The sequence below is a fragment of the Rhizobium leguminosarum bv. viciae USDA 2370 genome (genome assembly GCF_002008365.1).
Taxonomy (GTDB): domain Bacteria; phylum Pseudomonadota; class Alphaproteobacteria; order Rhizobiales; family Rhizobiaceae; genus Rhizobium; species Rhizobium leguminosarum.
This window is the reverse complement of the sequence record NZ_MRDL01000059.1, coordinates 169,481-190,984: the sequence shown is the minus strand read 5'-3', so window position 1 is coordinate 190,984 and position 21,504 is coordinate 169,481. Positions and strand designations below refer to the sequence as shown.

Annotated in this window: 17 protein-coding genes and 1 pseudogene; 17 read left to right on the top strand and 1 reads right to left on the bottom strand. The window is 60.4% G+C overall.

Annotated elements, in window-relative coordinates; all coding sequences use genetic code 11:
• The first annotated feature begins 5 nt into the window (after window positions 1–5).
• From BS629_RS35020 to BS629_RS34975, 10 genes are all read left to right on the top strand, one after another.
• Window positions 6–1,016: an ABC transporter permease gene (locus BS629_RS35020; RefSeq protein WP_018245538.1), complete on the top strand. Its 1,011-nt coding sequence runs from the start codon at window positions 6–8 to the stop codon at window positions 1,014–1,016.
• Entirely contained in the window at window positions 1,013–1,861 is an 849-nt protein-coding gene (locus tag BS629_RS35015) for an ABC transporter permease (RefSeq protein WP_018245537.1), read from the top strand. The genes BS629_RS35020 and BS629_RS35015 overlap by 4 nt, the downstream gene beginning before the upstream one ends.
• Window positions 1,840–3,570, top strand: a complete 1,731-nt coding sequence (locus BS629_RS35010; protein ID WP_018245536.1) for a dipeptide ABC transporter ATP-binding protein — start codon at window positions 1,840–1,842, stop codon at window positions 3,568–3,570. The genes BS629_RS35015 and BS629_RS35010 overlap by 22 nt, the downstream gene beginning before the upstream one ends.
• A complete protein-coding gene (locus tag BS629_RS35005) occupies window positions 3,567–4,649 on the top strand; it encodes an LLM class flavin-dependent oxidoreductase (protein ID WP_018245535.1) in 1,083 nt (360 codons plus the stop codon). The genes BS629_RS35010 and BS629_RS35005 overlap by 4 nt, the downstream gene beginning before the upstream one ends.
• Before the next feature lie 202 nt (window positions 4,650–4,851).
• Complete coding sequence (locus BS629_RS35000; RefSeq protein WP_077988794.1) at window positions 4,852–5,958, top strand: LLM class flavin-dependent oxidoreductase; 1,107 nt, start codon at window positions 4,852–4,854, stop codon at window positions 5,956–5,958.
• 118 nt (window positions 5,959–6,076) lie between these two features.
• A complete protein-coding gene (locus BS629_RS34995; RefSeq protein WP_018245533.1) occupies window positions 6,077–7,258 on the top strand; it encodes an acyl-CoA dehydrogenase family protein in 1,182 nt (393 codons plus the stop codon).
• Between the two features lie 72 nt (window positions 7,259–7,330).
• Window positions 7,331–7,891, top strand: a complete 561-nt coding sequence (msuE, locus tag BS629_RS34990; protein ID WP_018245532.1) for an FMN reductase — start codon at window positions 7,331–7,333, stop codon at window positions 7,889–7,891.
• A 16-nt stretch (window positions 7,892–7,907) separates the two neighbouring features.
• Window positions 7,908–8,912: a C-terminal binding protein gene (locus BS629_RS34985; protein ID WP_026188680.1), complete on the top strand. Its 1,005-nt coding sequence runs from the start codon at window positions 7,908–7,910 to the stop codon at window positions 8,910–8,912.
• Window positions 8,913–9,471: 559 nt separating this feature from the next.
• A complete protein-coding gene (locus BS629_RS34980) occupies window positions 9,472–10,938 on the top strand; it encodes a DUF1254 domain-containing protein (RefSeq protein WP_018245527.1) in 1,467 nt (488 codons plus the stop codon).
• A gap of 89 nt (window positions 10,939–11,027) precedes the next feature.
• Complete coding sequence (locus BS629_RS34975; RefSeq protein ID WP_370091282.1) at window positions 11,028–12,518, top strand: DUF1254 domain-containing protein; 1,491 nt, start codon at window positions 11,028–11,030, stop codon at window positions 12,516–12,518.
• A 195-nt stretch (window positions 12,519–12,713) separates the two neighbouring features.
• Here BS629_RS34975 and BS629_RS40160 read toward each other — a convergent pair.
• A pseudogene (locus tag BS629_RS40160) lies at window positions 12,714–12,821 on the bottom strand (fatty acid desaturase); the annotation flags it as partial.
• Between the two features lie 160 nt (window positions 12,822–12,981).
• Here BS629_RS40160 and serA point away from each other — a divergent pair.
• From serA to BS629_RS34940, 7 genes are all read left to right on the top strand, one after another.
• Complete coding sequence (gene serA, locus BS629_RS34970) at window positions 12,982–14,220, top strand: phosphoglycerate dehydrogenase (RefSeq protein WP_018245525.1); 1,239 nt, start codon at window positions 12,982–12,984, stop codon at window positions 14,218–14,220.
• Between the two features lie 628 nt (window positions 14,221–14,848).
• Entirely contained in the window at window positions 14,849–16,135 is a 1,287-nt protein-coding gene (locus BS629_RS34965; RefSeq protein ID WP_018245524.1) for a GGDEF domain-containing protein, read from the top strand.
• 177 nt (window positions 16,136–16,312) lie between these two features.
• Window positions 16,313–17,056 carry a FadR/GntR family transcriptional regulator gene (locus BS629_RS34960; RefSeq protein ID WP_018516877.1) on the top strand — a complete coding sequence of 248 codons (744 nt, stop codon included), beginning with the start codon at window positions 16,313–16,315 and terminating at the stop codon, window positions 17,054–17,056.
• Complete coding sequence (locus BS629_RS34955; protein ID WP_018245522.1) at window positions 17,040–18,638, top strand: ABC transporter substrate-binding protein; 1,599 nt, start codon at window positions 17,040–17,042, stop codon at window positions 18,636–18,638. Before BS629_RS34960 ends, BS629_RS34955 begins: the two co-directional genes overlap by 17 nt.
• Before the next feature lie 83 nt (window positions 18,639–18,721).
• The gene (locus BS629_RS34950) at window positions 18,722–19,681 is read left to right on the top strand and encodes an ABC transporter permease (RefSeq protein ID WP_018245521.1); all 960 of its coding nucleotides are present in this window, start codon (window positions 18,722–18,724) and stop codon (window positions 19,679–19,681) included.
• Between the two features lies 1 nt (window position 19,682).
• A complete protein-coding gene (locus tag BS629_RS34945; RefSeq protein ID WP_018245520.1) occupies window positions 19,683–20,561 on the top strand; it encodes an ABC transporter permease in 879 nt (292 codons plus the stop codon).
• 18 nt (window positions 20,562–20,579) lie between these two features.
• Window positions 20,580–21,497: a dihydrodipicolinate synthase family protein gene (locus tag BS629_RS34940; protein ID WP_018245519.1), complete on the top strand. Its 918-nt coding sequence runs from the start codon at window positions 20,580–20,582 to the stop codon at window positions 21,495–21,497.
• The last annotated feature ends 7 nt before the right edge of the window (window positions 21,498–21,504 follow it).

Below are 21,504 nucleotides of genomic sequence, written 5' to 3'. Positions count from 1 at the left end.
ACGGCATGAGCAAAGCCTACCTAAACTACGCCGCAAAACGCCTCGTACAGGCGATCGTCGTGATCCTGCTGGCCTATGTCTTCACCTTCGTCGTCGTAAGCATCCTGCCCGGCGACCCGATCACCAATGTCCTGAACAACCCCCAGAATGGGTTCACACCGGATGAGATCAAGGAGATCATCGCCGCCCAGGGCCTGGATAAGCCGATCCCGGTCCAGTTGTGGACATCCTTTTCCGGCTTCGTGACCGGCGATCTCGGCCTGTCGATGCGGACCAACCGGCCCGTCGCGACGCTGATCGCCGAGGTGCTGCCATCGACGTTGATCCTTGCTTCTGCAGGCCTCGTCGTCGCGCTGCTGCTCGCGGCGGTGATCGCCTATGGCACGCAGTTTCTTCCAAAACACTTTGGCCAAGGCTTGCTGCGGGGCTTCCCGTCATTGTTCCTGTCGGTGCCCAACTTCGTGATCGGCCTGGTGCTGATCCACCTCTTCGGTTTCCAGCTCGGCGTCTTCCGCGTGATCGAGCCCGACAGCTTCTGGGCGACCCTTTTCGCAGCCATCGCGCTCGGCATCCCGATCTCCGCGCAAATCGCCGAAGTGCTCATCGCCAACCTCGATCATGAGTCCGGCCAGGAATACGCCGCCGTCGCGCGGGGCCGCGGGCTCGGGCAAATGCGCCTGTTCGCCAAGCACCTGCTCAAGCCGTCTTCGCTCCCGGTCATTACCGTCATTGCGCTTACCATCGGCGAACTGCTCGGCGGCTCGCTGATCACCGAGACGGTATTCGGACGCACCGGTCTTGGCAGCCTGGTGCAGCGGTCGGTGAGCACTCAGGACCTGCCCGTGCTTCAGGCGGTCGTCTCTCTGGCAGCGGTGGTCTTCGTGGTCGTCAACCTGATCGCCGACCTTGCCTACCCGCTGCTCGACCCGCGCGTAAAACTGCTTGGCACGCCCGAGCGTCGTCCAACCACAGCCGACGAAGGTTCCGCCGGCATTTCCAAGGTGGTGACCTCATGACCCTCGCCTCCACCCACTCTACCTCGCGCATCACCGCGATCGGGCGGCTGACGGCGCTGCGCGTGCCGCCGGTCGTCGCGCTCTCTTTCGCAATCGTCGCGCTGGCGATCGCCTGGTCTCTCGCCCCAAGCCTGTTCACGAGCTATGACCCGGTCAACGGCGTTCCCTCTCAAAAGCTGCTGGGCCCAAGTGCAGCGCACTGGTTCGGCACCGATCACCTCGGCCGCGACCTTTATACCCGTGTGGTCTATGGCACAGCCTCCTCGGTCGCCAGCGCGCTGATCGCCGTCGTCATCGGCGTTTTCGCCGGTGGCCTCATCGGCCTGCTGGCCGGCTTCTTCGGCGGGTGGGTGGATACTCTGTTTGCGCGCCTGGTCGACGTGCTGCTTGCGATTCCAAAATTCCTGCTGGCCGTCATCGTCGTCACGGCGATCGGCTTCGACACCACGAACGCCGCCATCGCAACCGGCGTCTCGGCGGTGGCCCTCTTCGCCCGGGTGATGCGCTCGGAGGTCATCAAGACCCGGCAAGCGACATTCGTCGAGTCTTCCTTTCTACTGGGTGGATCGCGCTGGCACATCCTTTGGCGCCACGTGCTGCCGAACGCCTCGCGCTCGGTGCTACCGCTTGCAGTGCTGCAGTTCGGCGACTCAATCCTGGTGATCGCCAGTCTCGCTTTCCTCGGCTACGGCGACCCTCCACCGGCCTCCGACTGGGGCCTGCTGATCTCGATCGGCAAGGACTACCTCAAATGGCCGTGGCTGGTTTACGCGCCCGCATTCGTCACGATCGCAACCGTCCTCTCCGTGAACAGGATCAGCCGATGGCTTCGCAAGACAGACTGACTGAGCTTTTCGCCCGTACTGACGTCACCGGGGCGGCGCTCCGGCGATCGTCCCCCCTGCTCCGGATCGATGGGCTGTCGGTTTCCTACGGACCGCAGCAAGTCGTCAGCGACGTTGGGTTTGAACTCGGCCGCGGCAAGAGCCTCGCCCTCATCGGAGAGTCGGGCTCGGGCAAGTCGACCATCGCCCGCGCGGTGTTGCGACTGCTCGCCACTGGTGGACGCGCTAACGGCCGCGTCGAGTTCGACGGCCAGGAGGTATTGGGCCTCTCGGAGCGTCGTTTCCGGCCCTTGCGGGGACGTGCGATCGGGTTTGTCCCGCAGGACCCCGGCAACTCGCTCAACCCGGTGCGGACGATCGGCGCCCAGGCGATGGAGGCGGCAGCACTCGTCGACGAGCCCAATAAGGCAATCCGCAAGGCGCTCATCCTGGAGACCTTCGCCCAGGTCGGCCTCGACAACCCCCAGCGGGTCTATGACTCTTACCCGCACCAGCTGTCCGGCGGCATGCTGCAGCGCGTGCTGATCGGCCTTGCTGTCCTCCCCCGGCCGTTGCTGCTGGTCGCAGACGAGCCGACGTCAGCGCTCGACGTCACGATCCAGAAACGCATCCTCGACTTGCTTTCCAAGTTGCAGCACGAACTGGATATCAGCCTGCTCCTCATCACCCACGATCTGGCGATCGCCGCCGAGCGGGCGGACTCTCTGGTGGTGCTCAAGGACGGCATCGTCCAGGAAGCCGGCAGCACCACGGCTGTCTTCTCCGCGCCCGCTTCGGCATACGCTAGGAAGTTGCATGCCGACGTCCCAGCCCTCAACCCCGATCGTTACCGTAAGCTACGAGACCCCGCCTTCCGTCTCCTCGGGACCAAGACCGACAAGGCACCGAAGATCGAGGTTAGCGGCGTCACGAAGACTTTCACGGTCGACGGCAAGGTTCTGACGGCCGTCAACGACGTGTCGTTTGCCGTCCAGGCTGGCACCACGCACGCGCTGGTCGGCGAATCCGGTTCTGGCAAGACGACGGCAATCCGGCTGCTGCTTGGGCTCGAACAACCCGACATCGGGAACATTGCGGTCGCCGGCGAGCAGCTCAACGGTCGTTCGCCCGAGTCGCTGCGCGCGGTATGGCGCCACCTGCAGCTCGTCTACCAGAACCCGTTCACGTCACTGGACCCGACCTGGAAAGTCGAGCAGCTGGTACGAGAACCGCTCGACCAGTTCAAGATCGGAACCCGCGAGGAGCGCTCCGCGCGGGTCCGCGAAGCGCTGACCAATGTCGGGCTCGGCGAGCACCTGCTCTTGCGTAAGCCGGAAGCCTTGTCAGGTGGACAGCGCCAGCGCGTGGCCATCGCGAGGTCTCTGGTCCTCAAGCCTGATGTGATCGTGCTCGACGAGCCGACCTCCGCGCTCGACGTCAGCGTTCAGGCCGACATCGTCGAGGTGCTGCTTTCGCTGCAAGCCAGGCTTGGCCTGACCTATGTATTCGTCTCCCACGATCTGGCTCTGGTGCGCCAACTCGCGCACACCGTCTCGGTGATGCAGCGCGGGCGCATCGTCGAACATGGGAGCGTCACCGACATCTTCGGAAACCCCCAGCAGCCCTATACTCGGTCGCTGCTGGAATCGATCCCATCGGGCGCCGCTGGTATCGCCCGTGCACCACACCCGCAACCTCGGCGGATCTTCAACGAGGAAAAGATCGCATGACCATCGCTGCGACTGTAAATCCTCAGCCCGCGTCGTTCCGACCAAAGCAGCGGCTTGGCTTCAACACCCGGGTATCGTTCAATGACGAGGCCGGACCGGCGCAAGGTCTGCGCGACGGGATCGAACTATTCAAGGAAGCCGAGCGGCTGGGTTACCAGTCGGGATGGGCCTATCAGCGACACTTCGACCATTACCTCTCCTCGCCGCTTCCGTTCTTTGCCGCGGCCGGTCAGCACACCAAGCGCATCAACCTGGGATCGGCGGTCATCCCAATGCGCTATCAGGACCCGATCCTGCTCGCCGAAGCGGCCGGTACGACAGACTTGCTCATCGATGGCCGGCTGGAGCTGGCCATCTCGACTGGTGCCAACGCGGCCTTCGACGCTGTGTTCGGTGCAGTCGACACCGACGCTCGCACGGAAGCGAAACGGCGCCAGGCGCGCTTCCTCTCAGCGATCGCAGGCGAAGTCCTCCATACGGTCGTTTCGCCGGGCCAGGGTGCCCCGCAAGGCGCCGAATTGCGCGTAACGCCGCATAGCCCGACCCTGCGCTCGCGCATTCGACAAGGGTCAGCCAGCCTGAACTCGGCGGTGCAGGCGGCCGAGCTCGGGATCGGGCTTATCTCGGGAACCGTGCAGCACGACCATGCCGAGGGCGAGACTTTCGGGCAGTATCAGGCTCGCATTATCGAGGCGTTCCGCGCCACCTGGCGCACGACCTGGGGAACGGAGCCGCCATCGGTCGCAGTCGCCGCCTCCATCCTGGTCGGGACCACCGCCGAACTTCGAGAGAAATATGCTGCCTATGACCTCGAGCGTCGCACCATCGGAATTGCCGCGTCGCGTCCCAAAGGTGCCCTCGCGCCCGCCAGCCAACCAGCCGGCGCTCAGATTTCACCTGTCTTCCAAGGCACGCCCGATCAAGTGATTGAGGCAGTGCTCAACGACCCGGGCCTCGCAGCCGCAGACGAGGTCGTGCTCTTCCTGCCTCCCGCCTTCGGCCTCGCCGAGAATATACGGTTGCTGACCGATCTGGCCGAGACAGTCGCTCCAGGACTTGGCTGGTCACCTGCCTCGTAACCCATGCACAGGCTACACGGCTCGATGCCAGGACAGTTGAAGACATCAAGTGTCAACGCCATGGCCGGGAGCGGGTCCTACTCCATCCGCCGCGATAGCGAATATTTTCTATAAAATCGATAGAAAGAGAATGACCTGTCTTCCTCGCGGCGCTGCCGCGCCTTAACGTCAATGCAATGGTCTGCAACCTGAAGGAGCTCACATGTCCGCGGAATTCATTAGCGTAAGCTTTCCCAACGCGTCGAACGACCTCAACCCCATTCCCGACGCGCCTGCGGATCCTCGTTTCCTGGAGCGGTACGCACGCGCCCTCGATGACTATGGTTTCAACTACACGCTGATCCCCTACTCCTCCGCCTCCTTCGATCCCTTCACGCTCGGCGCCACGGTCCTGGCACACACGAAGCACATCAAGATCATCGTCGCCTTGCGCCCGAACACCGTCTATCCGACGGTCGCAGCCAAATCGCTTGCAACCCTCGATCAATTGAGCGGCGGGCGTGTTGTCGTTCACTTCATTGCAGGCGGCAGCGACGAAGAGCAGGCCCGCGAAGGCGACTTCCTCAACAAAGAGGAGCGCTACGAGCGCCAGGAAGAATATATCCGGATCCTTCGTCTGGCCTGGACGTCCAAGGAACCCTTCGACTTCGATGGGAAATACTACCAGTTCAAGCAATTCCGCAGCGCGGTGCGCCCAACCAGTGGCGTGATCCCGATTTCGGTCGGTGGTTCGTCGGATGCCGCGTATCGCATCGGGGGTTCGCTGGGCGACATTTTCGGGCTCTGGGGCGAGCCGCTTGCAGAAACAAAGCAGCAGATCGAACGGATCTACGCGGAAGCGGCAAGGGCAGGCCGGACGGATCGCCCTCGCATATGGGTTACCTTCCGGCCGATCGTGGCGGAAACTGACGAGTTGGCATGGGAAAAGGCGCATAGAGTTCTCGACCAGCTGAACGAAAACCGCCAGAAAGGCTTGGCCCGTGCGCCGCTCAATGCTGCACGCCCGGCCAATGTCGGCTCGCAGCGGCTTCTGGACATCGCAGCACGCGGCGATGTCCATGACCGCGCTCTATGGTATCCGACGGTGACCGCGACCAATGCTGGCGGCGCCACCACTGCGCTTGTCGGTTCGCCGCGCACCATTGCAGATTCCATCCTCGACTACATCGATCTCGGCTGCGATCTGATCTCGATCCGCGGCTATGACAATTACAATGATGCGGTCGACTACGGCCGCTACATCCTGCCGCTCGTGCGTGAAGGCATTCGCGAACGGGAAGAGGCGAACAAGAAGAAGAGTGCTGCGTGATGCGTGCAGTCTGGCCCGAGCGCCGGACTGCACGTCCCCTTTTTCTCAACGCAGCCGGATCTGCTCGTCCTTTGCCTAGGGATAGGACTGCCTTAACAGCCAGAAAGCGTCGACCCGCATGTCCCATGATACAATCGTTCCAGATGAAACCGTGCGCGTTATCGCGGACGCCGCACCGGATGCGGATCGAACCGGTCAATTTCCCTGGATCGGTATCCGGGCCGTTCATCAGAGCGGTCTCCTAGAGAGCACCGTTGCGACCCGCTATGGCGGTCAAGGCGCGACGCTCGCTGATGCGGCCCACATTCTGGCGGCGTTGGGGCGGGGTGATCCCTCGGTAGCGCTGATCAGCGCCATGACGATCTTCAATCATCTCGGCCAAGCCGCAAAGAACCATTGGCCTGATGATCTGTACCGGCGCCTGCTGGCAGAGGCTAAGCAGAGACCGCTATTGCTCAACGCCGCACGCGTCGAGCCGGAACTGGGGTCTCCGGCCCGCGGCGGCCTGCCCGCGACTGTCGCCCGCCGCACGGCAAGCGGCTGGTCGATCACCGGTCGCAAGCGCTTCGTGACCGGCGCATACGGTCTGACGCATTTCCTTGTCTGGGCGCATACCGACGAAACGCCCGCGCGCGTCGGAACGTTCGTCGTGCCGAATGGATTGCCCGGCATCCACGTGATCGAGAACTGGAACAGCCTGGGCATGCGCGCCACAGGTTCGCACGACGTCGAATATACCGACGTCGAGATCCCAACGGAAAACGTGTTGGAACTCGTTGATCCGTCGGTGGCTCAGCAGGACAATCGCGCCCATGCGGCGATCACGCTGGCGCTGACCGCGATCTATCTCGGCGCGGCTGAGGCTGCCCAGGCTGCCTTCATCCGCTTCGCCCATGAGCGCGTGCCCGCCAATCTGGGCCATCCCATCGCCCGCACGGAGCGGTTCGTGACGCTCTCAGGTGAGATCGACCTGCTTGTCTCCGGCGCCCGGCAGATCATTTTCGGCGCGCTCGAAGCCAACCATGGCGACGCGGAAAAGATGATAAGGGCTAGGCTGATCGCAGGCCGGCAACTGCGCGAAGCCGTGCAGATCGCGGTACGTGGCATCGGCAATCCGGGTCTTAGTGCCGACCTGGGACTTGAACGACATTTCAGGGATATCCAATCCGTGCTCGTCCACGCGCCGCAGGAAGATACTTCTATTTCGATATTGGGCCGCGCTGCCTTTGAGCGATGGAATAGAGAGGAAAGTGTCCGCTCGAGCTATCCGGCTGGGCTGACGGTCCTCAAAACAGCATAGCAACAGAGCGCCTCGTCCGATGGCCTCCCTCCTCCCTCGCATGATCGAGGCGAACTCGCGAAAGGAATTTAGATGAGCAACGATCTGATCGTCGGCTTTTCGGGCAATCTCTCCCGCCCGTCCAGCACCAGGCGCTTCGTGGAGAGTGTCACGGTATCGCTGGCGAAGCAGGCCGGCCTGCAGCACGCCGTCTTCGACGTCGAAGACCTCGGTATCTCACTGGCGGCCGCAAGATCGGTCGCGGACCTCGATCCGGCAGCAAGGGCGGTGATCCAAACAATCATCGACGCAGAAGCGCTCGTCATCGGTTCGCCAACCTACAAGGGGAGCTACACGGGCCTGTTCAAGCACGTCTTCGATCTACTCGATCCGGCAGACTTGCGCGGCAAACCCGTCATCCTGACGGCAACCGGCGGGGGCGATCGACACTCCCTCGTTGTCGAGCATCAACTTCGCCCGCTATTTGCTTTTTTCGAGGCTTTTGTGCTGCCGACGGCAATCTATGCCTCGAGCCGCGATTTCACTGATGGCATTCCGTCAACGGCTATTCTCGGTCGGGTAAACCAGGCGCTGGCAGAGGCCTCCGTCCTTGTGAAGGCCCGTTCGACGGCAGACGCAATTGCCGCGGAATAATTAGTCGGCGGGCAAAATGACAACACAAAAGAAATATGTCGTCGGCATCACCGATCACATGTTCGGCACCCCTGATCTCGAGGCCGAGGTGCTCGGCGACGATGTCGAGATCGATTTCTTCGCCACCACTGACGAAACGCTTTTCTCCCCCGAGCGCTTGGCTCGGCTTGATGCCCTGATGGTCTGGGGCGCACGGCTCGGGCCGAAAAGTATCGCCCAACTTTCACGCTGCAGGGCCGTCGTGCGTTATGGTGTCGGCTACGAGAAGATCGATCTTTCGGCTCTGGCTGATGCAGGCATCCCGTTCGCCAACAATCCCGATTACGGCACGGAGGAGGTCGCCGACCATGCGCTCGCGATGATGCTGTCGCTGCACCGGCGACTCTGGGAGCATGATGCCCACGCCCGTGGCTATACGACAGGATGGCAGGTCCATAGCCTCAAGCCACTTGCCCGCTCGAACCGGACCACGGTGGGCGTGATGGGTGTCGGACGGATCGGGACGGCTGTGGTCAACCGGCTGAAGCCCTTCGGCTTCCGCATCCTGGGCTATGATCCCGGCCAGCCGCGCGGCCATGAGAAGGCGGTCGGCTATGAACGCACCGACCGGTTAGATGACCTCTTCGCCCAGGCGGATATCGTCACCCTGCATTGCCCGGCAAACGACGAGACGCGCGGTATTCTTGGCGCGGATGGACTTTCCCGGCTGAAGCCCGGAGCCATCCTGGTCAATACCGCGCGGGGAGAACTGCTCGACGATCTCGATGCGCTCGAAGCCTCACTGCGAAATGGCCATCTCGCGGCGGCGGCAATCGACACACTGGCGCAGGAACCGCCGCGCGATCATCCGCTGCTGACAGCATGGCGCGATAGGAGTGACTGGCTTGAGGGGCGGCTGGTGATAACGCCGCACAATGCCTTCTACTCCGATCATGCAGCCATCGAGATGCGCCACAACGCAGCGCAGACAGTCAAGATTCTGCTCGACGAGGGCCGACTGCGAAATCAGATCACGGCGTGAGCGGCGGTCATTCGGAAACGAGACATCAAGTCGAGCGCTCGCTATCCCGCTCTGATCGGAAGGCAAATCACGTGTAGGTCTACCGACTGAAAGGTGATCGCCTTGAAGGGATCCCAACCGACAACCCTGTAGTTTACAGGGCGCCTTATTTCAAATGCACCTCCAGCTAACATTGCCCCGGCCATAGAGGAATGACCAATTTGCAGCCGCAAGCCGACCGTCAGCTTCGGGCTGCGAATCTTCATGAGCGGGCTCCAGGTTGAACGTGCGCATCGTCGCGGTGACCCAACTGAGACGTTGCCGGCATCGCACCTCGGCGTCCTGAGATGACGCGCAAAGCGGTCATCGGCGTTGGTCAGATTTTCTGCCTCCCACCCGAGCTCAAGCCTTCCTCGTAACGACATTTACTGCGCTGGAACTGGCTAACGCTAACCTCCAGGCGTGGCTGGCGTCTGGGTCAAGATCACGATTCCCCAAAGGACAATATCGCCAGGGGTCCAGTTGGGTCTACCATCACGGGCTAGGAGAGACCATCACGAGCCCGCTGGGAGAGACCATCATGAGCCGCATGAAATCATCCGTCGTCGCTTCCGCGCTCGCATTGAGCTTTTCGATGGCGCCAAACTTGGCCCACGCGCAGCAGCTCCAGATCCCCACGACAGCCGCCGAAGTGCCCGGTCCGGCGAGCGGCACAGCCATAACCACGGCCTACGTGCAAACTGTGGGGCGGATGGCCTACCTGTGGGGCTGGCCACTGGTCAATTCGGTCAACCGCTCCATCGCTTTTTCCAAGGCGCCCGAACCAGGCTTGATAGGCGGAGTGGTTCCGATCGCGTTCAACGGGAACGCAATGCTGACCGGGTATATCAGCCCGGACCAGACGATCATCGCCTGCCCGAACCAGGATGTCGCGTATGGTGCTGGCTGGATGACACTGGACAAAGAGCCCATCGTCTTCCAGGTACCGGATTTTGGCGATCGTTTCTGGGTCTATGCGCACTATGACGCGCGCACCGACGAGTTTTCCGAGATCGGCAAGCAATACGGCACCAAGCCCGGCTTCTATCTGATGGTCGGTCCAGACTGGAAGGGCGAAACGCCAGCCGGCATCACGGCCGTGGTGCGCTCCTCCACGTCGCTTGCCTTTGTCATTCCGCGCATCTTCATCGATGACAGCGCCGAGGATCAAAAAGCTGTCCAGCCGTTGCTCAGCCAGGTCGTCTACTACCCGTTGTCGGAGTTCGACGGGAAGATGAAGATCAGGGACTGGAGCAAGCTCCCGCATTTCCCGGCACCGAAATCCACCGGCAAGGGTGAGACCAAGTGGGTAAACCCGGAAACCTTCTTCGACGAGTTGCCTGAGGTGATGAAACAAGTGCCGCCGATGCCGGGCGAGGAAGCCCTCTACAACTGGATCGGTAGCGTGCTGGAGGCGGCCGCCAAGGATCCTGCGATCAAGAAGACGCTTGTGGAAACTGCTGTCGCCGCCGAGGGAGAACTGATCTCACCGTTCTTTAAGTGGGCCAATAACGGCCGCCCTGCCGGCAATGGTTGGAATTCGCCGGTGAACAACGCGGAGTGGGGGACCGACTACGTCAATCGCACGGGCACCTCCAAGTCGAACATGTACGACAACCGGCCTGAGGAAACCAAGTACATCTACACGGACAACGACAAGCAGGGTGCACAACTCAACGGACAGAACGCTTACACGATCACCTTTGCCAAGGGTCAGACGCCACCGGTCAAGGGATTTTGGTCGTTGACCTTGTACAACGATGTCCACTTCTTCAACCCAAATCCACTAAAGCGCTATTCGCTGGGCACGAAGAACAAGACCATCAAATACAACGCGGACGGCTCGCTGACGCTTTACGCCAGCGCCAAGTCGCCGGGCGCGGACAAGGAAAGCAACTGGCTGCCCGCGCCCGAAGGTTCGTTCTCGCTCTACATCCGCGCCTATTGGCCCGACAAGCCTATCCTCGACGGCACTTGGACGCCGCCGACCATCGCGATGGTGCAGTGAATAAGTCGATCAAGCGCGGAAGGAACATGAACATGACAACCACTCGCACCCTCAGCCTTATCGCCGCCGCGCTGGTTGGCGGTTTGGCAATGAACGGCCTTGCTACGCAGGCTTTCGCTCAGGAGACCTCCTTCGATAAGTTGGCCAACCTCCCGTTCGCGGAAGGCCGGCCCACAAAAGAGACAGCGCAGACCTTGCGCGACGAACTGCTCTTCCAACGGGCGACGCAGACCTATCTCTGGGCGCTGCCGTTGATCAACACCCTCGGGATGCAGGTCGGATCGGAAAAGACATTCGGCGCCGGCTACAACGTCCTGCCGATCTGGAAGAAGCGGCTCGACGCCAAGACCCTGGTGACTACTCCCAACTCCGACGTCCTCTACGCCATGAGCTACGTTGACCTGGGCAAGGATGGTCCGCTGGTGATGGAAGCGCCGTCTGAGTTGCAAGCCATCCTGCTGGATTACTGGCAGCGCCCCATCCCGGTGGATGGCGGCAAGTTCTTTGGTGACGTCGGTCTGTTTGGACCGGATGGCGGCAAGGGGGGCAAGTTCCTCCTGTTGCCACCCGGCTACACGGGAGCGGTGCCGGAAGGTTATTACGTTTACCGGTCAGGCACCAACAGCGTCTTTATCTTCCTGCGCGGGTTCTACAAGGACCCGAAGAATCTGACACCTGCTGTCGCGCACCTGGAGAAGACAAAGATCTATCCGCTTAACGGCGAGGCTGGCGCCAAGCCGATGGAATTCCCCGATGGCTCCGGCGTCCCGGTCAACATGCTGCCGATCAGCGACGGCAGCGCCTTCGATCAACTCAAGCTGCTGGTGGACAGGGAGGGTGACAATCTTGCAGGTCCCGATTGGCTCGGCATGCTGGCGGCCATCGGCATCGTCAAGGGCCAGCCGTTCAATCCTGATGCGCACACACGCGAGATCCTCGATCGTGCCGCGAAGACCGGCTACAAAATGAGCCGTGTCATTGGCTTTGCCGACAAGGCAAGTGGTCTCTCGTTGCTCGTCTATCCAGACCGCCGCTGGCTCAATCCTTTCTCCGACGGGACTCCCGCGAATCCGGGTGGGTCGAAGAATCCGGACTGGGAGAATGTCGCCGGAGCGTATCCATATCTCGCCCTCGATGCCCGAATCTGGATGTTCACCGACTACTACTCGATCAGCCCGGGGATGATGTCCCAAACCCCGGGCAAGGGCGCGAAGTACATGATAGGCTTCATCGATAGCGAAGGCGTGCCCTTGTCGGGCGGTAGCAACTACCGCCTGAACCTGCCCGCCAACATTCCAGCCGCCAACTTCTGGTCGGTGACGCTCTACGAGGCTGAGAATGCTTCGGGTCTCGCCAATGGGCAGCCTTTCCCATCGTTGGGTTCAAAGGACAGGCCGGCGCAGAACGCTGATGGCAGCACGGAGCTTTACCTCGCGCCAAAAGCGCCCGAGGGCAAGGCCGGCAATTGGCTCGCGACGGTGCCGGGCAAGGGGTACTTCGCCATCCTCAGGCTCTACGGCCCGACCGAAGCGGCCATCGACAAGAGCTGGGTCCCAGGGGACATCGAGAAGGTGGAGTGACCCCGCTGCGCTGAGCGGCTTAAGGCCCGGAGGAGATCATTCAAGCCGGCTGCTCAATGACCTCGTCAATCAATTGGCTTGAGAATAATCATCGAAGACGGCCCGGTTTGCCACCCTTCTTTCGATTGCAAGTGCTCGGTAGCAGACGCTGAAGGCGGCTCTCCAGATGGAGAACTCATACTCGCGGCTTGCGGACCAAAGACGAGCTGGCCTTTGATGATGAAAGATGTGCAGATTATTGTAGAGAAATAGCAACCGCTGTTTTTTGACAGCCGCCGTTCGCTCTTCATGACTGTCGGCATATGCTGAATTGCGGCAACGGAGCCTTATGCCTGCCGACAGAGCTGAGTTTGTTATTGCGCTGCTCATCGGATGGTCGCTAAGTCATGCTGCCATAGCAGTGCGTCTTGGTGTCGGACGAGCTACTTCGGCCAGATAGAATCCGAGACTCCGAGGCAATTCAATGACCGAACAACTTTCTCTTCCTCGCGATCGAATTTCCGTGCTTCTGATGGAAGGGATCAGTCAGAGCGCGGTGGACTACTTCGCTTTATCCGGCTACGTCAACCTGACCCATTTGCCGAAGGCTCTGGATGACAAAGATCTCAAAAGTCATATAGCCGAGGCCCATATTGTCGGAATTCGTTCACGCACGCAGCTGACTGAGGAGATTTTCAGCTCCGCCAAGAAGCTGATGGCCGTCGGTTGTTTCTCTGTGGGGACAAATCAGGTCGACCTGGATGCGGCCCGTCGACGCGGGATCCCGGTATTCAACGCCCCTTATTCGAATACGCGCTCGGTCGCCGAGCTTGTGATCGGCGAGATCATAATGCTGACCAGGCGGATTTTCCCGCGTTCGGCTTCCGCTCATGACGGCGGGTGGGACAAAACCGCCGAAGGTAGTCGTGAGGTGCGCGGGAAAACGCTGGGCATCGTGGGCTATGGCAATATCGGTTCGCAGCTAAGCGTTCTTGCCGAAAGCATGGGTATGAACGTTCGCTATTTTGATCCTTCGGACAAGCTTCGCCACGGCAATTCAGAATCGATGGCAACGCTTGGCGAGCTCCTCGAAATCTCAGATTTTGTGACGATGCATGTTCCAGAGACCAGCTCGACGCAAAACATGATAACTGAAGCTGAACTGCGCAGGATGAAAAAGGGAGCCATTTTCATCAATAATGCCCGCGGAACCGTGGTGGATCTTGAAGCGCTCGCGAAGGTTTTGAAAGAAGGACATCTCGCAGGCGCGGCTGTGGACGTGTTCCCGAGGGAACCGGCATCAAACAAAGAGCGTTTTGAAACACCGCTGCAAGGTTTGGATAATGTCATTCTGACCCCGCATATTGGAGGGTCGACCGAAGAAGCCCAAGAACGTATTGGAAGAGAAGTCTCGAGGAAGCTTGTCGAATATTCGGACATCGGCTCGACGCTAGGCGCTGTCAACTTTCCCCAGGTTCAACTGCCGCCACGTCCAAACGGCACGCGTTTCATCCATGTTCATGAAAATCGCCCTGGCATTCTCAACAATCTGAATACGGTTTTTTCGTCTCGTGGACTTAATATTGTGGGCGAGTTCCTGCAGACGCACGGCGAAACGGGTTACGTGGTTATTGAAGTCGAAGGCGTTGGCCAAACTGCAAATGATATACTTGATGCACTCCGCCAGATTCAAGGAACGATACGGGCTCGATTGGTTTACTGACGCCGGTGGGAATGCCTTTTCCAGCGTGCTCGCCAGGCTCAGGACGCATTGTGCCGTGCCCCGTTAAACATTGTGCAGCAGCCGTAGCCATCGCGTTGAAGGGGTTCGAACCGTCGACCCGTAGATTATTATTGGATGTTCACGCGGTTGGGGGCAAAGGATCATTGCCTTCGCTAAGGATCGCGACGCGAGTATGGGTTTCGGCCGCTATTTAAGCAAGCGTGGCTTTATTTAAATAAGGAGAAAGCTAAGGTAAGCGCTCTTAAGTAATCTTCGCCACGTTCGACCGCCTTGAACGGATGTGAACCAACAACCCGCCTATTTCCAGAACCTCAGTTTCTCGAAGATGCATATATCGCCTTTCGTCGGATTTCAGCGGGCATCCTCCTCAATCTCGCTTCGGGCGAGCTTTGATCATTGGATGGCCTACCTCATCGAGGATGATTGGGGTCTTGAAAGGAATCGAACGCAAATTCGGCCTGGCACGCGTGAGACTTTGACCCGATATGACACGTTAACGACATGCTGTCGTCCCCTGGTACAAAATCATTAGGGCAAGCATATCGTCTTTTGGGGCGGAATTTGCGGCTCGTCTTGCCTCCGGTCGTCTGCTCCCTAGATCCGACACATGGATACCGAGCGAACCACAGCTCCTATCAAACCGGTAAGGGCGTCTTCGCGGAAACCTCTCCAGAGGTTGAGCCCGGCCATTGTGGAGCAAGTCGAGCGCCTGCTCGGTGGACGCACGCGTGATATCCGCTTCAATGGGGAACTGGCTCAGCTTTTTCGCGAACGCTCCTGGCCGCGGACTGCCAAGATCATCCGCGCGTGGATGGTTTGGGTTATCGTGCTCGACGTTCTGACGTTGGGCCTCAACGCGATCTTGCTTCCGACCGAAACCGTAATGTCGATGCTTTGGCCAGCGTCTATCCTTCCCCCCGCAGCTCTTGTCGCCGCGATAGCCTTCCTGCGGCCGCACGCTTTGTGGGTGCAGGGAGTTTTCCTCCTCTCGGCTGTTTTTCTCATCCTTCTTTCGGTAGCCTTGGTGGGCGTTAACACCGGTGGCGAGTTTTACGAGCGGCATTTGACCATCATGCTCTTTGTGGCCGTCACTGCCATTATCATATTTCCCGTTCCACTCGGTTGGGCGATGACGATCGGTGCAGCTGCCCTCGGTATTTATCTTGTGTTTCAGCTGCGAAATCCGGGCATTGAAGTGGGGAGTGCTCTCGCCGGTACGCTGTTTTTCGCAAGCGGTGTGGCGGCAACCGTCGTTGCCAGACGCACCGCCACCATCTTTGCTCAGAAAACCTTCTTGCTTGAGTTACGAGATCGAAGCCGCCTCGCGGAGCTTACTGACGCCAATTCCCAGCTGGAGTTGCTGGCGCGGACCGATCCGCTGACCGGTGTCGCCAACCGGCGTTCGATGATGGAAACGCTCCATCATTTCTGGAACGAGGACCTTAAACGAACGAGCAGCGCGGCGATGCTGATGTGCGATGTCGATGACTTCAAGCGCCTCAACGATAATCGCGGGCATGCCGAGGGCGACCGTTGCCTGGTGAAAGTTGCCGGCATCATTCAGAGCAGCATGAGAGACGAGCGAGACCAAGTCGCCCGGTACGGAGGCGAAGAATTTCTCGTCTTTCTCCCACGCGCCGATGAACAAGAGGCCCGGCTGGTTGCTGAGAGAATTCGAAGCCGAGTAGAAGCTGCGTCTCTTCCAAATCCTACCTCCCGCGTCGGTCCCTGGGTCACTGTCAGCATCGGAATAGCGATATTGATGGAAAACAGTGAATTCGTGTCCGCAGAGCACATGCAGCGACAGGCCGATGCGGCACTCTACCTTGCCAAAAGGACCGGCCGCAACTGCGTGGTGGTCCATGCTGCAGAGGTCGGTCAAGCCTCCGGCTGAGGTCGTTCCAGGAAAACTGAGCTGTTTGCATCTTGTCGTTCTGGCCCCCAGGAACGACCGCCTCAACCAGATGCGAGCGGGGTTCGGTGTCAATCGTTTAAGCCTGACCATTTGACAGATATCCTACAAGTGGATATGTAATATCCATCTTATTGGCGATGCGAGAGAGTGGCCGGCATGACATTGAAATCGATGAAGCCGCTGACGCGCGCGCCGCTGCTGCATGTCTCCGTGCAGGAAAGTCTGCGCGCCTATATCGACGACAATGGCCTTGCGCCCGGAACCCTGCTTCCGGCGGAAGGAGAGCTTGCCACCCAGCTCGGCGTCAGCCGCAATTCGCTGAGGGAAGGCATCAAAGCTTTGGAATCGCTCGGTGTGCTGGAGACGCGGCGCGGCGTCGGTATCTTCGTGAAGGCCTTTTCCTTCGAGCCGCTTCTCGACAACCTCGCCTACGGCCTCGGCGGCGCCCTGCGACAGATCGAGGAAGTCCTCGAAATCCGACGCACGCTGGAAGTGGGATTGATCAGCAAGACGATCGACGTGATCGGGGAAGAGGACATCGCCGAACTGCGCGCCACCGTCAATCGAATGCGCTCCCATGCCGAACGCGGTGAAACCTTTGCGGAAGACGACCAGCTGTTCCACCGACTGCTGTTCCGCTGCCAGGACAATGAAACGCTCGTGCGGCTGATCGATGTCTTCTGGCTCGCCTTCTACAAGGCATCGGATTTCGTCAATCTTGAAAATACCGATCCGATGGCGACGTGGCGCGACCATGCCGCGATCGTCGATGCGATCGAGGCAAGGGATCTGGAGGAGGCGCGCAGACGCCTGGATCGTCACTACGAGGGCATTGCCCGGGTGATTGCCAACAACAAGACAAGTTCAAACGTGGGAGGAACACATGAAAAGACTGTCTAGATTATCCGTTATTGCGCTTGGCGCCCTGCTGTCGACGGCTGCCGTTCCGGCTCTTGTCGTTTCGGGAATTGCAACCCAGGCTCAGGCAGCCACGCTGTCGGGTGGCTTCGATGTCGGCCCCGGAGGCTTCCAGGGCAACTTCAATCCGCTTGCCGCCACCGCCGGCTTCACCTGGCTCAGCGTCTACTACGAACCGCTGATCACCTATGACGAGAAGCTGCAGAAGGTCGTCGGCGCGCTGGCAAGCTCCTACGAGGTCAGCCCGGACCAGATGAGCTACACGTTCAAGCTGGCGGACGCCAAATGGCACGACGGCAAACCGTTTACCGCCAATGACGCGAAGTTCACCATGACCCTTGCGATGGATGCGAAAACCGGCTCGGTACTCGCCGCCCGATTGAAGGGCATATCGTCCGTCGAGACGCCGGACGATCACACTGTTGTCATCAAGCTCAGCGCACCGAGCAGCAGTTTTCTCGATACGATGACCAAGGTGATGATGCTGCCCGAGCATGCGCTCGCCTCGATTCCGGCCGACCAACTGGCAAAGAACACATGGTGGTCCACCGCGCCGATCGGCACCGGCCCGTTCAAATTCACCAAATACGTCTCGGATCAGTATGTCGAACTTGCCGCAAACACCGATTATCGCGGTGGCAAGCCCGCACTGGAACGCGTTATCGATCGCTATTTCGCCAACCCGGCCGCGGCGATCGCGGCACTAAGATCCGGCGAAATCCAGTTCACCTATGTCGATTCCAACGATGTGCCGACCTTCAAGGACAACAAGGACTTCAAGGTCATCGAAGGCAACTCTTTCGTCGTCAACTATCTCGGCTTCAACCACGATTCTCCGCTCTGGAAGGATGTGCGCGTGCGCCAGGCGGTGATGTACGCGATCAATCGCGATGCCATCATCCAGAGCCTCTATGGTGGTGCGGCCAAGCCTGCCAATTGCGCCTATGTCGCCGAACAGCTGACACCGCCTGATATCGACACCTATGCCTACGATCCCGAGAAGGCCAAGCAGTTGCTGACCGAAGCCGGCTGGGACCAGATCAACGGCGGCAAGCCGATCACGCTTCTGACCTATTACACCACGCCGCTTGCCACCAACGTACTTGCGGCAGTCCAGGCGATGCTGGCCCAGGTCGGCATCAACATCGTCCCGCGCGCCGTCGATGCGCCGACTTATAACAGCATCGTGCTCAATGCGACGCCGGATATTGCCCAGTTCCAGCTGGTTTACGCCGGGCTGCAGAACGGGCCGGATGCCGGAAGCATCAATGTCGGCCTCAACGAGAAGCAGATTCCTCCGGCCGGACCGAATGTCGCCAGGGTTCGCATGCCTGACCTCACCAAGGCACTCGATACAGCGCTGGCCGAGCCGGACAGCACCAAGCGGGATGCTGCCTACCAGGACGTCTGCAAGGTGATGAACACGAACCTACCGTGGGCGACGCTCTGGGTGGCAAACCGCTACGGCATCGTCTCGACCAAGGTGAAGGATTTCGTCTGGACGCCGGCGCCGGGCGGCGGCCCCTACCAGGCCAACCCGCAGAAGTGGTCGATCGCCGAATAGGCGTTTTCCGAAAAGCCTTGAGGGTGGCCTCGGCCACCCTGTCAAGACGGCCTGACAAGACGGCCCGATAAGACGGATTGCCGATGCTCCAATATAGTCTGAGACGCCTGGTGATAGGAATAGGCATGCTCGTCGCCCTGAGCATGCTGATCTTCCTGCTGCTGCGCCTGACGCCCGGCGATCCGATCGATGCCTATATCGATCCGAACCTACCGATGTCGCCGTCAGATCTTGCCGATCTGCGTAGAAGTCTCGGGCTCGATCAACCCTTGCCGGTGCAGTATCTGGGCTGGCTGCAGCAGGCGCTGACGGGCAATCTCGGCTATTCGATCAAGCGTCTCGATCAACCGGTTCTCGGTCTGGTGCTGTCACGGATTGGCCCGACAGTGCTCTTGATGGGCACCGCACTTGTCTTTGCCATCGTCGCAGGCATCACCTTCGGGGTGATCGGCGCCGTCCGCCGCAATTCGCTTGCCGATCTCTCCTTGTCGGTGATTGCGCTTGCCGGCATTTCGAGCCCAGCATTCCTCAGCGCGCTCATCGGCCTTTATGTCTTCTCCGTCCGCCTGCACTGGATGCCGTCCGGCGGCATGCTGACGCCGGGCGAGGAATTCTCGGTGGGCGATCTCCTCCACCATCTGATCCTGCCGGCTGCACTTCTGTCTGTCGCGCAAGCCGCATTGATCATGCGCTACATGCGCGCTTCGCTGCTCGAAGTCCTGAACCAGGATTACGTGCGCACGGCCCGGGCCAAGGGTGTTCGTGAATTCTGGGTCATCAGCAAACATGCCTTGCGCAATGCGCTTCTGCCGATCGTGACGCTGATCGGCTCCGCCATCGGGCTTGCAATCGGCGGCGCCATCTTCATCGAGAGCGTCTTCAACTGGCCGGGCATGGGGCTCCTGCTCGTCGATGCCGTGCAGACCCGTGACTACCCCGTCATCATGGGGGCGACGCTCGTCATCGGCACTTGCGTTATCGTCGTCAATCTTCTGACCGACATCACCTATGCGGTCGTCGACCCGCGCATCAAGGTGGGTTGATATGCTGGCACGCTCTCCCGAACGCCGCAGCCCGGGGCCACTTGCCCGCGCCTTCAGTCGGTTTCTGCTCAATCGCGCAGCCGTTGCCGGCGTCTGCATCGCCACGCCAATGCTGCTGTTGATCCTCTCCTATCCGCTGTGGTGGGCTTTCCGGCCGAACGACATCGATCTCCTGGCGATGAATAGCGGCCCGACGCCAACGCACTGGTTCGGAGCCGACGGCGTCGGACGCGACGTCTTCGCCCGCGTGCTCGAAGGTGGCCGGATTTCGCTCCTGGTCGCCGTCGCATCGACCGCGCTTTCTGCAGTCATCGGGTTTCTCTTCGGGGCCATCTCGGCGCTTGCGGGACGTTGGACGGACGCCGTCTCGATGCGCTTCGTCGACCTGGTGATGACCGTGCCGCCCGTCATCTTCCTGCTTGTGCTCGCCTCGATCGCTGGTACCGGCATCTGGCCGACCGTGATCGTCATCTCGCTACTTTCCTGGCCGCTGCTTGCGCGCATGATCCGCTCGCGGCTGCTGGAATTGCGTGAACGCGACTTCGTCCTGGCCGCCCGCGGCATGGGCGCCGGCATCGGACATCTGCTCTTTCGCCACGGCCTGCCGAACTCGATCGATATCCTCGTGGTCTATGCGACGCTGCAGATCGCCAATGCCATCCTGCTCGAGGCCGGCCTGTCCTTCCTCGGTCTCGGCATCGCCCCGCCGGCGGCCAGCTGGGGCAACATGCTGAACGCGGCCCGCTCGACCGCCGTGCTCGAACAATATCCGTGGCAATGGCTCTTCCCCGGCGCCGCGCTCATCCTTGCCGTCCTGGCAATCAATTTCATTGGCGATGGCCTCAGAGATGCCTTCGACCCGCGTGCCGAACTGAACTGACAATCGAAAGAAGCGAAAATGACCAAATTCAAGGGTGTCGTCCCTCCCGTCGTAACCCCGCTCAATCCGGATTTCACCGTCGACTATCCTTCGTATACGCGTGTGCTCGAGCACCTGATCGATGCCGGTTGCCATGGCGTATTCGTCCTCGGCTCGACAAGCGAGGTGATCTTCCATGACGAGAAGACCCGGCGGGAAATCATCGAACATTCGGCCAAGGTAGTGAATGGCCGCGTGCCGTTGATCGTCGGCGTCATCGATCCGACCACGGATCGCGTCATCGCCCACGCAAAGGTTGCAAAGTCCGCCGGTGCCGACGCGGTCGTCGTGACGGCGCCATTTTACACAGTCACCAGCCAGTCCGAGATCCTCGATCACTTCCGTTATGTCAGAGACGCGGTGGACATTCCGCTGATCGCCTACGACATTCCCGTTTGCGTTCACGTCAAGCTGCAGCGCCAGACGGTCGTCACGCTTGCTAGGGAAGGCGCGATTATCGGCCTCAAGGATTCCAGCGGCGACGACGGCAACTTCCGCTATGCGCTCCTCGACCTTGCCGAACACAAGGACGTCTTCCTGATGACCGGCTCCGAGATCGTCGTCGACACCGCCTTGTTGATGGGGGCCGACGGCGTTGTCCCCGGTATCGCCAATGTCGATCCGCACGGCTATGTCCGCCTTTGGGATGCTGCGCAGCGCGGCGACTGGGTCGCCGCGAGGAAGGAACAGGAGCGCCTCTGCCGCCTCTTCGAAATCGTTTGGGTCGCGCAGGGCCGCGTCAGCGGCGGCGCAGCGGGGATCGGCGCTTTCAAGACCGCCATGCGTAGCCTCGGCATCATCGATTCTGCGGTCATGCCGCGGCCGCGTGCCAGCCTGAACGAGACGGAAACGGCACGGATCGACGAGATCCTGCGTGCAACCGGCCTGCTGAACTGAGACGACT